Origin of the sequence: Rathayibacter sp. VKM Ac-2926 (assembly GCF_022815565.1) — a bacterium.
GTDB lineage: Bacteria > Actinomycetota > Actinomycetes > Actinomycetales > Microbacteriaceae > Rathayibacter > Rathayibacter festucae.
Genome location: NZ_JALGRS010000010.1, coordinates 1 through 12,960, shown reverse-complemented (window position 1 = coordinate 12,960; position 12,960 = coordinate 1). Strand labels below are relative to the sequence as shown.

The window sequence follows — 12,960 nt, the reverse complement described above, 5'->3', positions numbered from 1 at the left end:
CTCTCGCTAGGAGTCCGCCGCCGGCTCGGCGATCAGGAGCGCACGGGCCGCCTCGAGGCCGGACACCTCGAGCGCCCACTCCGGGCGGCGGAAGGTGTCGGGCGTGACGCGGAACCGGATCTCCTCGACCGCCACTCCGTCGGCGCCGACCGTGCGCTGGGTGCCGTTGGGCTCGTAGCCGAGCCCGGTCGACACCCGGATCGACGCCGTGTTCCAGGCCAGCGCGCTGCTCTCCGCCACCTCCGCACCGAGGTGGTCGAAGGCGAGCAGCAGGGCCGCCGCCCGCATCTCCCGGCCGAGACCGCGCCCCTGCGCCGCGCGCGTGAGCCACGAGCCGGAGGAGACGGTGCGCCGCGCCGCGAACTCGTCGGCGAGCAGGTCCTGGCAGCCGATCACCGCGCCGTCCTCGACGATCGCGAAGGCCACGCGCCAGGAGTCCGGCCGCGTCGCCGCACGGAGCGACCACTGGTAGCGGGCGAGATCGGCGGGCAGCTGCTCGGCGGGCGCCTCGGCCCAGGCCGCGGGGAACGGCGATCGGCCGGGTTCGTGGATCCCGGCGACGGCGGCCGCGGCGAGGGCCGGCAGATCGGCGTCGCGGACCGGGTGCAGCTCGAGGCGCGGCGTGCGCAGCACGAGGGAGAAGAGCGGCCAGGCCGCCGAGGAATCGTCCATCCGACGACGCTAGCGAAGTGGCGACGCGCGCGGGGCGCCTGCGGTACCGGTGGTGGGACTCGAACCCACAAGCCCTCTCGGACAGAGCATTTTGAGTGCCCCGCGTCTGCCATTCCGCCACACCGGCTCATCACGAGCCTGTCGAGAATACCGTAGGCTCTTCGGCGTGACAGACCAGGAAACTCCGCAGACCGCACCCCGTCGGGTCGTCGTCGCAGAGGACGAATCGCTCATCCGCATGGACATCGTGGAGATCCTCCGCGACAACGGCTTCGAGGTCGTCGGTGAGGCGGGCGACGGCGAGACGGCCGTGGCCCTCGCCACCGAGCTGCGCCCCGATCTGGTGATCATGGACGTGAAGATGCCCCAGCTCGACGGCATCTCCGCCGCCGAGCGCCTCTCGAAGGCGCACATCGCCCCCGTCGTCCTGCTGACCGCCTTCAGCCAGAAGGAGCTGGTCGAGCGCGCGAGCGAGGCCGGCGCGCTGGCCTACGTGGTCAAGCCGTTCACGCCGAACGACCTGCTGCCGGCGATCGAGATCGCCCTCTCCCGCTACGCCCAGATCCTCACCCTCGAGGCCGAGGTCGCAGACATGGTCGAGCGCTTCGAGACCCGCAAGCTCGTCGACCGGGCCAAGGGCCTGCTCAACGAGAAGATGGGCCTCTCCGAGCCCGAGGCGTTCCGCTGGATCCAGAAGGCGTCGATGGACCGCCGCCTCACCATGCACGACGTCGCCCAGGCGATCATCGAGCAGCTCAGCCCCAAGAAGTAGGGCGGCGGCGGCCCGAGGGCCGCGCCGTCACGGCCAGAGGCGGGTGCGCTCCCACGGGGAGCCGCCCGCCTCCGTCGTTCCCGCCCCGGGTGCGCTGTACAGCAGGCGGGTGTGGTCCTGCTCCGCCCTGGTCGAGCCCTGCCAGAACTCGATCCGCTCGGGCACGACGCGGTAGACGGCCCAGTCGCGGTCGAGCGTCGCGGGGGAGCAGGCGACGGCGACGCCGGTCTGCAGCGTCACCAGGTCGAAGTCCTCGGCGCGTTTCATCGGCTCGCTCTGCCGGCCGACCAGCAGTGCCGTGCGCGCCGCCTCGGAGCGCCGCTGGAAGTCCTTCTTCGACTCCTCGACGGACGCGCGCTCGACGCGGCCCTCCACCCGGACCTGCCGGCCCTGCACCGGCCAGAAGAAGGTCAGCGCGGCGTGCGGATTCGCCGCCATCGCCCGCCCCTTGGGGCTGGAGGCGTGGGTCGAGAACGCCCAGCCGGCGTCGTCGATGTCGCGCAGCACGAGCACCCGCGCCGAGACGGTCCCGTCGGCGTCGGCGGTCGACAGCGTCGCGCCGTGGGGGAGGAGCTGGCCGGCGTCCTTCGCCGCCTCCAGCCACTGCCCGAACAGCTCGACCGGATCGGCCGGAGCCGCCTCCGCATCGAAGTCGGGCAACTCGGAGGGCATGGACGGCAGGGAGCGCAGCAGATCGCGGAAGGTCACGCCCCGAGCCTAGGTCGCCCGCCCCGCCACGGCGGGGGCTTGCGGACCTGCCGCGGCGCGCTCCGCGGCGCGCTCCGCGGGCGACGTCGAGCAGTCGGTCCGTCTCGTGTCGGACGAAGGCCGGCTTCCCGCATCTCCACCGAGAGCGCGCTCGTCCTCGTCGCCTCTCGCGGTCCTCGTCGCGCGAGGACCGGCGCGGAGCGACAGCTGTCTCTCCGCGTGCCTGACCTTGCTACAAAGTACGCAGGTCGGGTGCGGCGCACGGTCGGTGATCGATGCGACAGTGCCGACGGCCGATCCGCCACTCCCTCCGCGCGGTAGTGGCATCACGCCCTTCGAGCCCTGCAAGGAATGAGCAGATGGATCCGACTTCGACTCGCTCCTCGTCGCCGTGGGGCCTGCCCCGATCGAGAGCGGGGATCCTCGTTCTCGCCGTGGCGCTCGCTGTTCTCCTCGTCGTCGACGCTCCGCCTTCCGGATCCTGGGGAGGCGCAGTGGAGGTGCCCTTCCCTCTCCTGCTCGTTCTCCTGGCTCTCGTTCCGCGGATGATTCCGCTCGTCGAGGGGTCGCGCCTCCTCGAGCGCTCCGCCCAGCGACCGACGCGCGCAGTGTTCGCCGCAGAGCTCGGCATTGCACTGATCGGCTGGACGATGTCGGCCGCCGTCGGGTCGCCCGTGCCGTCCTTCGTCGCCGCCGGGCTCGTGCTCGTGCTCGGGACGGCCTTCGCGCTCACGGCCTCGCGAGCGCTGAGCTGAACCTCGTCCGCGGGCCTCGAGCCCGAGTCGCCCGTCGTGCTTGCGCGGCCGGGGTCCGCCGCGCGGGCACACCCTTGCGGAGCCCGTCGTCCGCCGGCCCGCGGGCGGCCCGCGCCATTCAGCTCACGTCCGGCGACAGGGCGGTACCGCCGAGGCGGGCCGCCGCTAGAACGGACGAGGCGCGGGTGCAGGACCCGTCCGCAGAGGAGGGAGTCGATCGTTGCGCCCTGCGAACCGATCACGGCAGCCGACCCGGCGCGCGTCCCGGTCCAGGCTCGGACTGCTGCTCGTCACGGCGACCGTCGTGCTCGAGCTCATGCTGGGCGCCTGCCTGCCGGAGCTGGGGCGGACACCGCCGCTGGTGGTCCTCCCGGTCGTCGTCTCCCTCCTCGCGCTCCTGCCCCGAGCCTTCCCGGCCGTCGAGGACTCGTGGCTGCTGGAGCGCACGGCGGCGCGACCGATGGTCGTCGCGTGCTCGGCGGAGGTGACGGTCGGTCTCGCGGGGGCGCTCCTGGCGGTCGCCGTGGGCTCGCCGAAGCCCCTCGTCGCGGCGGCGGGCACGGTCCTCGTGCTCGGCTCCGTCGTCGTCGCCGTCGTCCCCGGTGCGGACTGAGCGGAGCGGTCAGCGCGCGTCGCGGAGGATGTTCGTGATGCGGACCGTGCTGAGGCGGCGGCCCTGCTCGTCGCGGACGACGATCTCATGGGTGGTGAGGGTGGAGCCGAGGTGGATGGCGTCGCAGGTGGCGATCACGTGGCCGTGGGTGATCGAGCGGCTGTGGCTCGCGTTCAGCTCGATGCCCATCGCGAGGCGTCCCGCGCCGGCGTGCACGTTCGCGGCGATCGAGCCCATCGACTCGGCGAGGACGACGTGCGCGCCGCCGTGCAGGATGCCGACCGGCTGGCGGTTGCCCTCGACGGGCATCGACGCGACCGAGTGCTCCGGGGTGAGCTCGTGCCAGACGATGCCCATCCGCTCGGCGAGCTCGCCCATGCCGCGCCCGATGTGCGCCTCGAGATCGAGGACGGGCGGGCGGACCCAGGGGGCGGCGGTCGCGGCGGCGGGGGCGTATTCGGTCACGGTGCTCCTCGTGCTGGGCCTCCCGGAGGCCCTCCGCCGACGGGCGGGACCGGGCCCGAACCGGTGTCGGAGGCGCTGTGTAGTCTTGCCCTGTGTCAGATCCGGAACAGCCTACCCTCCTGCTCATCGACGGTCATTCGCTCGCGTTCCGGGCGTTCTACGCCCTCCCGGTCGACAGCTTCCAGACCCGCGACGGGCAGCACACGAACGCCATCCACGGCTTCCTGTCGATGCTGATCCTGCTGCTGAAGAACGAGAAGCCGACGCACCTCGGCGTCGCCTTCGACATCTCCCGCTACTCGTTCCGCACCCGCGAGTACCCGGAGTACAAGGGCACCCGCGGCGAGACCCCGCCCGAGTTCAAGGGCCAGGTCCCCCTCCTCGAGGAGGCCCTGCACGCGATGAACATCCGCACCGTCTCGAAGGAGGACTTCGAGGCCGACGACATCCTCGCCACGCTCGCCCGCCAGGGCGCAGAGGCGGGCTTCCGAGTGCTGGTCGTCTCGGGAGACCGCGACACCATTCAGCTGGTGACGCCCGACGTCACCCTGCTCTACCCGTCGACCCAGGGCGTCTCGCAGCTCACCCGCTACGACCGCGACAAGGTCTTCGAGAAGTACGGCGTCGAACCGCACCAGTACCCCGAGATCGCGGCGCTCGTCGGCGAGACCAGCGACAACCTGCCCGGCGTCGACAAGGTCGGCCCGAAGACGGCCGCCAAGTGGGTCAACCAGTACGGCACCGTCGCGGACATCATCGCCCACGCGGACGAGATCAAGGGCGTCGTCGGCGAGAAGCTGCGCGAGCAGAAGGAGAACGCGCTCCGCAACCGCCGGCTCAACCGCCTGATCACCGACGTCGAGCTGCCGCTCGGTCCGGCCGACCTCGACCGCCGTCCGATCGACCCGGACGCGGTCCGCGAGATCTTCAGCCGGCTCGAGTTCAGGACGCTCCAGGAGCGCGTGCTCACGATCGCCGCCGACGAGGGCGTCGAGGGTGCGGCGGAGGCACTGGCGGGCGACACCGTCGTCACCGCGGCCCCGGCCGTGCGGAACCTGGTCGACGAGGAGCTCGCGCACTGGCTCGCCCGCGTCTCCGCGAACGGCACCGTGCCCGTCGCCGTGCAGGTGCAGCTCGGCGAGGGCGGCCTCGAGGGCATCGGCCTGTCGGTCGAGGCGGAGTCGGCCTTCGTGCCCTGGGCCGCCGGCCGGCCCGACTACACAGCGCTCGAGGAGTGGCTCGCGAGCGACGCCCCCAAGTACTTCGCCGACGCCAAGCCGCAGGTCAAGGCGCTGCGCCGGGCCGGGCTCCCGGTGGCCGGACTCGCCTTCGACACCCGCATCGCGGCGTGGCTCCTGCAGCCCACCGGTCACGCGGCGACGCTGCCGGCCCAGGTCCAGCAGTACCTCGACGAGGCGATGATCCAGGGCGACCCGAACCAGCTCGTCCCGACCGCCCCGCCGATCGGTCCCGCGACCGAGGCCTGGTACGCGCACCGCCTGGTCGGCGTGCAGACCGAGCTGCTCGGCGAGGGCATGCTCTCGGTGCTCGTCGACATCGAGCTGCCGATCGTGCAGGTGCTCGCGACGATGGAGCTCACCGGCGTCGCGATCGACGCCGAGGTCCTCGCGCGCCTGCGCGGCGAGCTCACCGCCACCTCGGTGGAACTCGCGAACCGCGCCTTCGCCGAGATCGGGCACGAGATGAACCTCGGCTCGCCCAAGCAGCTGCAGCAGGTCCTCTTCGAGGAGCTGGCGATGCCGCGCACCCGCGCGACGAAGACCGGCTACACGACCGACGCGTCCGCCCTGGCGGACCTGCAGGAGTCGCACCCGCACCCGTTCCTCGGTCTCCTGCTCGAGCACCGCGACGCGACCAAGCTCAAGCAGATCATCGAGACGCTGGAGAAGTCGGTCACCGCCGACGGCCGGATCCACACCAGCTACGACCAGACCGGCACCGCGACCGGGCGGATCTCGTCGAACGACCCGAACCTGCAGAACATCCCGGTCCGCAGCGAGGTCGGGCGCCGCATCCGCACCGCGTTCGTGCACGGCGAGCAGGCGAGCACCCTGATCACCGCCGACTACTCGCAGATCGAGATGCGGATCATGGCGCACCTCTCCGGCGACGCCGGCCTGATCGAGGCCTTCCACAGCGGCGAGGACCTGCACCGCTTCGTCGGCGCGCGGATCTTCGGCGTCGAGCCGTCTGACGTCACCTCGGCGATGCGCAACAAGGTCAAGGCGATGTCCTACGGGCTCGCCTACGGACTGAGCGCCTTCGGCCTCTCCAAGCAGCTGCGCATCTCCAGCAACGAGGCCAAGCAGCTGATGACCGACTACTTCGTCCGCTTCGGCGCGGTCCGCGACTACCTCCGCACGGTCGTCGAGCAGGCGCGGGAGACCGGCTACACCGAGACGATCTTCGGTCGCCGCCGCCCCTTCCCCGACCTCCAGAGCGGCAACCGCGTCCTCCGCGACAACGCGGAGCGCGCCGCGCTGAACTCGCCGATCCAGGGCTCGGCCGCCGACATCATGAAGATCGCGATGATCGGGGTCCAGGCCGACATCGGCGAGAAGGGCCTGGAGTCGCGGATGCTGCTCCAGGTGCACGACGAGCTGATCTTCGACGTGGCCCCCGGCGAGGAGGACGTGCTCGAGGAGGTCGTCCGCGCGCGGATGGCCGGCGCGGTCGATCTCTCCGTCCCGCTCGAGGTGCAGGTCGGCCACGGTTCCGACTGGGACGTCGCGGCGCACTGACGTCGCGCGGCGCCCGCCGGCCCGGGCCGTTCCGGACCGCTGGCTAGGCTCGAAGGCATGACCTCCGACATCTCCCGCGAGCCCACCGTCGTCGACCTCGTCGCCGAGCGCTGGGTCGACACCCTCGTCGAGCTCGAGCCCACCCTCGGCACCTCGATCGGCCGCGCCGAGGCGAACCGCCGACTCGGCGACCTGTCGCCGGAGGGCGTGGAGCGGGCGCGGGCGGCGACGGCCGCCGCGCTGGCCGAGCTCGAGTCCGCCGAGCCGGTCGACGCGGTCGACGCGGTGACGGTCGCCGATCTGGGGGCGGACCTGCGGCTGTCGCTCGAGGCGCACGCGGCGCAGCTGCCGCTCCGCGATCTGAACGTGATCGCCTCGCCCGCTCAGGAGCTGCGCGACGTCTTCGACCTGATGCCGACCGACTCCGTGAGCGACTGGGAGGACGTGGCGGAGCGGCTCCTCGCGGTCCCGGCCGCCCTCGCCGGCTACGCGGAGACCCTCCGCGCTGGCATCGGCGCCGGGGTGACGCCGGCGCGCCGCCAGGTCGGCCTCGTCGCCGAGCAGGCCGAGACGATCGCCGGTCCGCGGGGGTTCTTCGCGGCCCTGGCCGCCGATGCGGCTCCGGCCACCGGATCACTGCCCGCATCCCTCTCGCTGCGGCTCGAGGAGGGCGCCCATCGCGCCTCTGCGGCCTACGGCGGCCTGGCGCGGTTCCTCCGCACCGAGCTCGCCCCGGCCGCGACGGAGCAGGACGCGGTGGGCCGCGAGCACTACGCGCTGCAGTCGCGCCGCTTCCTCGGCGCTGTGGTCGACCTCGACGAGACCTACGAGTGGGGGATCGACGAGCTCGCGCGGATGACCGCCGAGCAGGAGGCGATCGCCCGCGAGATCCTGCCCGGCGCGAGTGTCGCCGAGGCGATCGCGCACCTCGACACCGACCCCGCCCGCACCCTGCACGGCGTCGACGCGCTGCAGCGCTGGATGCAGGAGACCAGCGACCGGGCCGTGAGCGAGCTCGCGGGCACCGCCTTCGACATCCCGGACGAGCTCCGCCGCCTCGAGTGCCGCATCGCGCCGACCCAGGAGGGCGGCATCTACTACACCGGCCCGAGCGACGACTTCTCCCGCCCCGGCCGGATGTGGTGGTCCGTCCCGCCGGGCGTCACCGAGTTCGCCACCTGGCGCGAGCTGACGACCGTCTACCACGAGGGCGTCCCCGGTCACCACCTGCAGGTGGGTCAGGCCGTCTACAACCGCGCGAGCCTCAACACCTGGCGCCGCCAGCTCGCCGGCAGCTCCGGGCACGCCGAGGGCTGGGCCCTCTACGCCGAGCGGCTGATGGAGCGCTTCGGCTACCTGGACGACCCGGCCGACCGCCTCGGGATGCTCGACGGGCAGCGGATGCGCGCCGCCCGCGTCGTCATCGACATCGGCGTGCACCTGCAGAAGCGGATGCCCGGCTCCTCGGACGTCTGGACGGCCGGGTCCGCCCTCGCCTTCCTGCGCGCGAACGTCACCATGGACGACGCCTTCGTCCGCTTCGAGGTCAACCGCTACCTCGGCTGGCCCGGCCAGGCGCCCTCCTACAAGATCGGCCAGCGGATCTGGGAGGAGCTGCGGGACGAGGCGAGCGCGCGCGACGGGGCGGACTTCTCGCTCGCATCGTTCCACCGCCGCGCCCTCGATCTCGGCGGTGTCGGGCTCGATACCCTCCGCGCGAGCCTCGGCGCCGGGGCCTGACCTCCGTCGGGCGGCTGCCGACCGACGGAACCCGCCAGGACACGCGGAACGGGGCCCCTCGAGATTGCTCTCACCCCGGTCGGTTCGATAGTCTGGAACGTCACATTCGTGGCGCCGCCGTGCCCACGGTGCGCTGGAGATCCGGGATCACGGTCCGGGCTCTCGAGCTCCTCCCGGTCACGGCATCCCCATCACCTCCGCAGTGGTCACCACCGCGACACGCCCTCGGGCGTGTCGGTGCCCGCCGCCCGATACCCATCCATCCTGGAGCATCCCTTAATGACAACCGCAACGACCGAAAAGGCAACCAAGCAGGTCGCGATCAACGACATCGGGTCTGCTGAAGACTTTCTTGCCGCGGTCGAAAAGACTCTGAAGTTCTTCAACGACGGAGACCTCATCGAAGGCACCGTCGTGAAGATCGACCGCGACGAGGTCCTCCTCGACGTCGGTTACAAGACCGAGGGCGTCATCCCCTCGCGTGAGCTCTCCATCAAGCACGACGTCGACCCCTCCGAGGTCGTCAACGTGGGCGACAGCGTCGAAGCCCTCGTCCTGCAGAAGGAGGACAAGGAGGGTCGCCTGATCCTCTCCAAGAAGCGCGCGCAGTACGAGCGTGCGTGGGGCGACGTCGAGAAGATCAAGGAGTCCGACGGTGTCGTCACCGGTTCGGTCATCGAGGTTGTCAAGGGCGGGCTCATCGTCGACATCGGCCTCCGCGGCTTCCTCCCGGCCTCGCTCATCGAGCTGCGCCGCGTCCGCGACCTCACGCCGTACCTCGGCCAGGAGATCGAGGCGAAGATCCTCGAGCTCGACAAGAACCGCAACAACGTGGTCCTGTCGCGTCGCGCGCTCCTCGAGCAGACGCAGTCCGAGAGCCGCACCACGTTCCTGAACAACCTGCACAAGGGTCAGGTCCGCAAGGGCGTCGTGTCCTCGATCGTCAACTTCGGTGCGTTCGTCGACCTCGGCGGCGTCGACGGTCTCGTCCACGTCTCCGAGCTCTCCTGGAAGCACATCGAGCACGCCTCCGAGGTCGTCGAGGTGGGCCAGGAGGTCACCGTCGAGATCCTCGAGGTCGACCTCGACCGCGAGCGCGTGTCGCTCTCGCTCAAGGCGACGCAGGAGGACCCGTGGCAGGTCTTCGCCCGCACCCACGCGATCGGTCAGGTCGCCCCGGGCAAGGTCACGAAGCTGGTCCCGTTCGGTGCCTTCGTCCGCGTCGCGGACGGCATCGAGGGCCTCGTCCACATCTCCGAGCTCTCGGGCAAGCACGTCGAGCTCGCCGAGCAGGTCGTGTCGGTCGGTGAAGAGGTCTTCGTCAAGGTCATCGACATCGACCTCGACCGTCGTCGCATCTCGCTCTCGCTCAAGCAGGCGAACGAGAACGTCGACCCCGAGGGCACCGAGTTCGACCCGGCGCTCTACGGCATGGCCACCGAGTACGACGACCAGGGGAACTACAAGTACCCCGACGGCTTCGACCCGGAGACCAACGAGTGGCGCGAGGGCTTCGAGTCCCAGCGCGAGGCCTGGGAGCAGGAGTACGCCGCTGCTCAGGCTCGCTGGGAGGCCCACAAGGCCCAGGTCGCCAAGTCGCAGGAGGAGGCCGCCACGGTCTCCGAGGGCGTCTCGGTCGGCGGCGGCTTCACCAACACCGAGTCGGCTGCCGGCGGCGGAACCCTCGCCGACGACGAGTCGCTCGCCGCTCTGCGCGAGAAGCTGTCCTCGAACAACTGATTGCAGCATCACCACCACGACGAACGGCCGGTCCCCTCGGGGGCCGGCCGTTCGGCGTTGCAGCGGGAGCGGACGGCGCGGGTCTCGATATGCCGCTGCGCGGCTACTCGACCAGCATGCGTGGAGCCGCCCACTGCATCCCTGGTGACCGACAAGCCCGCACTGCCCTCTCATGCTGATCGAGTAGCCCGCGGAGCGGGCGTATCGAGATCCACCCCCGTCCGGTCCACTGCGCCGCTCGTTAGGCTTGCCGGGTGCATCTCGCAGCCCTCACCGGAGGCATCGCCTCGGGCAAGTCCACCGTCGCCCGCCGTCTCGCCGAGCTCGGAGCCGTCGTCGTCGACGCCGACCGGCTCGCCCGCGAGGTGGTCGAGCCGGGGGAGCCCGCGCTGGCCGCGATCGTCGAGCGGTTCGGCCCGGAGACCCTGCGCGCCGACGGCTCGCTCGACCGGGCGGCGCTCGGCGCGATCGTCTTCTCCGACTCCGCCGCCCGCGAGGACCTCAACGCGATCACCCACCCGGCGGTGTCGCTCCGCTCGCAGGAGCTGTTCGCCGCGGCGGCCGCCGCCGACCCCGCGGCGATCGTCGTCTACGACGTCCCGCTTCTGGCCGAGTCGCGCGGGGCGGGGGAGTTCGACGAGGTGATCGTCGTCCACGCCCCGCAGGAGACGCGCGTCGAGCGCCTCATCGACCTGCGCGGCATGACCGAGGCCGACGCCCGCGCTCGCGTCGGCGCGCAGGCGAGCGACGAGGACCGCCTGGCCCTCGCGGACGCCGTGATCGACGCCTCCGGAACTCTGGAGGAGACCCTGAGCCAGGTCGACGCGCTCTGGGAGCGGCTGCGCCGCCCCTCAGCCTGAGTGCATCCGGCGGCGGGAGACCGTCAGGCCCTGCTCCTACAGTGGGAGGGCCGCAGCACGGGGGACGGCCCCAGCACGATCGCCGAGTCGAGGGGTACGACGCATGAGCGCTTCCGGAGCACGCCCGCCCGCCTCCGACTCCCGGCGCCTCCTGCTCGCCTCCGGGGCGGGCGTCCTGCTCGGTGCGGGCGCGGGAGCGGCCGCGGGTGCGCTCACCGGCCGGACCGGACCGGCGCCGGTCCAGGTGATCAGCCGTCCCGCCGGCACGTCCCGCATCGTCGACGTGCACGACCACCTCGACGAGTCGCTCCCCGCGGGAGCCGCGCGCGACACCGCTGCCTGGCAGGCGGCGCTGGCGGCTGCCGCCGTGCCGGAGGACGGGGTCGACCCGGCCGAGCACCACGCCGTCGTCACCGCGCCCGGTGGGAGCTTCGTCGTCGACGAGACGCTCTCCTGGGACGCCCGGGTGAGCATCGAGGGTCGCTGCGAGATCCGCTACGTCGGCACGGGCCCTGCGCTGCAGACCGTCGGCCCCGTGCTGCAGTCCTCCGCCGCGGGCTACACCCGCCAGCACCAGACCGTGCTGAGCGATCTGCACCTGATCGGCAACGGCTCGAACACCGGCATCGCCGTGAGCGCACCGTCCCACCTGCGCGAACCCGGACCGAAGCCCGCCTACCTCTCGTTCGCGAACGTCGTCGCGCGCAGCTTCGACACGGCGGTCGAGCTCGGGTCGCACGCCTATCTGCTCGAGTTCCGCTCGTGCTCGTTCCAGGGGAACCGCGTGGGAGTCGTGGCGGTCGAGGACGCCGTCGATTCGGGCGAGCGCATCGCGTTCCAGGGCTGCGACCTCACCAGCAACACCGAGAGCGCGCTCCAGATCCACGGCGACCAGGAGTTCTTCGTCGACCAGTGCTCGTTCGACACCTTCTCGACGAACCAGGGCCGCGCGGTCACGATCTCGCGTGGACAGGCCCACTTCTCGCACTGCCACTTCGAGATGCAGGTCCCCGACAACCACGGCTGGTTCGAGCTGGACGGCTGGGGCGCCCTGCTCTCGCTCACCGACTGCCGCTTCCTCGTCCGGGCTCGGAAGGAGGTCGACGGTGACGCCGAGCGCGGACTGATCCAGTTCTCCGGGGCAGGGGGCCAGCGGGCCGTCGTCCGGGGCGGGCAGTTCCAGGGCGGCAATTCGCGGCTGCCCTTCCTGGCGCGCGGTGACGGCGTCTTGACGATCTCGGACACCTCCGCGCTGCCCTCGACCGCGCTGCGGTTCCACGCGGCCGAGCGGATCCGCGGCGTGCTCGACCCGCACGGCTCGCGCTCGGTGCTCGCCGACGACTGGACGGCGGAGGGCGGGGCGTCCGTCGCGGCGGGGGACTCGCCGATCGCGGGGCTCCGCGCGCTCGCAGTCGAGGACGGGTCGGGCTCCGGCGCGGTCCACCTCTTCGTGCCGATCGCCGCGGGAGCGCGGGTGCTCGCGTCGCTGGACGCGCTCTACGAGGGCTCCGGATCCGTCGCGATCGATCTCGGCTTCTCGACGGCGCGACGGGCCGACGGCCTGGGGCGGGACTGGTACTCGGTGACCGACGTCTCGGCCCGCGACTCCTTCGCCGGAGTCCGGCTCGACGACGCCTACTCCCTCCCCGCGCCGGAGTGGGCGGTCTGCGCGGTGCTCCGCGTGCGCACCGACGGCATGGCCGCGGGCGACCGCCTCCACCTGCGCGACCTGCGCGTCTCCCGCCTCTGATCGGGCGCCCTCCTGCTGGTCGGCCTGCAGACCGGGCTTCCGGGCCCGGTGGATCTACTTGGAAAGGGATGGTGACCTTTCACGCGGTTCTGGGGGTGAGGGTGACGTCGTAGCCGAGGGTCG

Annotated in this window: 11 protein-coding genes and 1 tRNA gene; 8 read left to right on the top strand and 4 right to left on the bottom strand. The window is 71.9% G+C overall.

What is annotated here, in order from left to right; genetic code table 11:
• Positions 1 to 6 precede the first annotated feature (6 nt).
• Together MT351_RS14120 and MT351_RS14115 are read right to left on the bottom strand one after the other, a co-directional pair.
• Positions 7 to 672 carry a GNAT family N-acetyltransferase gene (locus MT351_RS14120; protein WP_243582458.1) on the bottom strand — a complete coding sequence of 222 codons (666 nt, stop codon included), beginning with the start codon at positions 670 to 672 and terminating at the stop codon, positions 7 to 9.
• Between the two features lie 44 nt (positions 673 to 716).
• Positions 717 to 799, bottom strand: a tRNA-Leu gene (locus MT351_RS14115).
• Between the two features lie 39 nt (positions 800 to 838).
• Here MT351_RS14115 and MT351_RS14110 point away from each other — a divergent pair.
• A complete protein-coding gene (locus MT351_RS14110; RefSeq protein ID WP_123446252.1) occupies positions 839 to 1,444 on the top strand; it encodes an ANTAR domain-containing response regulator in 606 nt (201 codons plus the stop codon).
• A gap of 27 nt (positions 1,445 to 1,471) precedes the next feature.
• Here MT351_RS14110 and MT351_RS14105 read toward each other — a convergent pair whose 3' ends face one another.
• Entirely contained in the window at positions 1,472 to 2,152 is a 681-nt protein-coding gene (locus tag MT351_RS14105) for a pyridoxal 5'-phosphate synthase (RefSeq protein WP_243582456.1), read from the bottom strand.
• Positions 2,153 to 2,697: 545 nt separating this feature from the next.
• Between MT351_RS14105 and MT351_RS14100 the strand changes: the two genes are divergently transcribed.
• A complete protein-coding gene (locus MT351_RS14100) occupies positions 2,698 to 2,907 on the top strand; it encodes a hypothetical protein (protein WP_243582454.1) in 210 nt (69 codons plus the stop codon).
• A 304-nt stretch (positions 2,908 to 3,211) separates the two neighbouring features.
• Positions 3,212 to 3,520, top strand: a complete 309-nt coding sequence (locus tag MT351_RS14095) for a hypothetical protein (RefSeq protein WP_132436251.1) — start codon at positions 3,212 to 3,214, stop codon at positions 3,518 to 3,520.
• Positions 3,521 to 3,529: 9 nt separating this feature from the next.
• Here the strand turns inward: MT351_RS14095 and MT351_RS14090 are convergent, their stop codons facing one another.
• Positions 3,530 to 3,985: a PaaI family thioesterase gene (locus tag MT351_RS14090; RefSeq protein ID WP_374204775.1), complete on the bottom strand. Its 456-nt coding sequence runs from the start codon at positions 3,983 to 3,985 to the stop codon at positions 3,530 to 3,532.
• A 92-nt stretch (positions 3,986 to 4,077) separates the two neighbouring features.
• Here MT351_RS14090 and polA point away from each other — a divergent pair, with 92 nt between their 5' ends.
• The 5 genes from polA to MT351_RS14065 all read left to right on the top strand — a co-directional run bounded on the left by polA (position 4,078) and on the right by MT351_RS14065 (position 12,837).
• On the top strand, positions 4,078 to 6,747 hold the full coding sequence (polA, locus tag MT351_RS14085; protein WP_243582452.1) for a DNA polymerase I: 2,670 nt from the start codon (positions 4,078 to 4,080) through the stop codon (positions 6,745 to 6,747).
• 57 nt (positions 6,748 to 6,804) lie between these two features.
• On the top strand, positions 6,805 to 8,487 hold the full coding sequence (locus MT351_RS14080; RefSeq protein ID WP_243582451.1) for a DUF885 domain-containing protein: 1,683 nt from the start codon (positions 6,805 to 6,807) through the stop codon (positions 8,485 to 8,487).
• A gap of 279 nt (positions 8,488 to 8,766) precedes the next feature.
• Positions 8,767 to 10,227, top strand: a complete 1,461-nt coding sequence (gene rpsA, locus MT351_RS14075) for a 30S ribosomal protein S1 (protein ID WP_123446259.1) — start codon at positions 8,767 to 8,769, stop codon at positions 10,225 to 10,227.
• 254 nt (positions 10,228 to 10,481) lie between these two features.
• On the top strand, positions 10,482 to 11,087 hold the full coding sequence (gene coaE / locus MT351_RS14070; protein ID WP_123735799.1) for a dephospho-CoA kinase: 606 nt from the start codon (positions 10,482 to 10,484) through the stop codon (positions 11,085 to 11,087).
• A 103-nt stretch (positions 11,088 to 11,190) separates the two neighbouring features.
• Entirely contained in the window at positions 11,191 to 12,837 is a 1,647-nt protein-coding gene (locus tag MT351_RS14065) for a hypothetical protein (RefSeq protein WP_132436248.1), read from the top strand.
• The last annotated feature ends 123 nt before the right edge of the window (positions 12,838 to 12,960 follow it).

Bases quoted from the DNA above. Each gene is read 5' to 3' on its own strand.
- MT351_RS14120 (WP_243582458.1), bottom strand. From the start codon at position 672: ATGGACGATTCCTCGGCGGCCTGGCCGCTCTTCTCCCTCGTGCTGCGC.
- MT351_RS14100 (WP_243582454.1), top strand. From the start codon at position 2,698: ATGATTCCGCTCGTCGAGGGGTCGCGCCTCCTCGAGCGCTCCGCCCAG.
- MT351_RS14080 (WP_243582451.1), top strand. From the start codon at position 6,805: ATGACCTCCGACATCTCCCGCGAGCCCACCGTCGTCGACCTCGTCGCC.
- rpsA (WP_123446259.1), top strand. From the start codon at position 8,767: ATGACAACCGCAACGACCGAAAAGGCAACCAAGCAGGTCGCGATCAAC.
- MT351_RS14065 (WP_132436248.1), top strand. From the start codon at position 11,191: ATGAGCGCTTCCGGAGCACGCCCGCCCGCCTCCGACTCCCGGCGCCTC.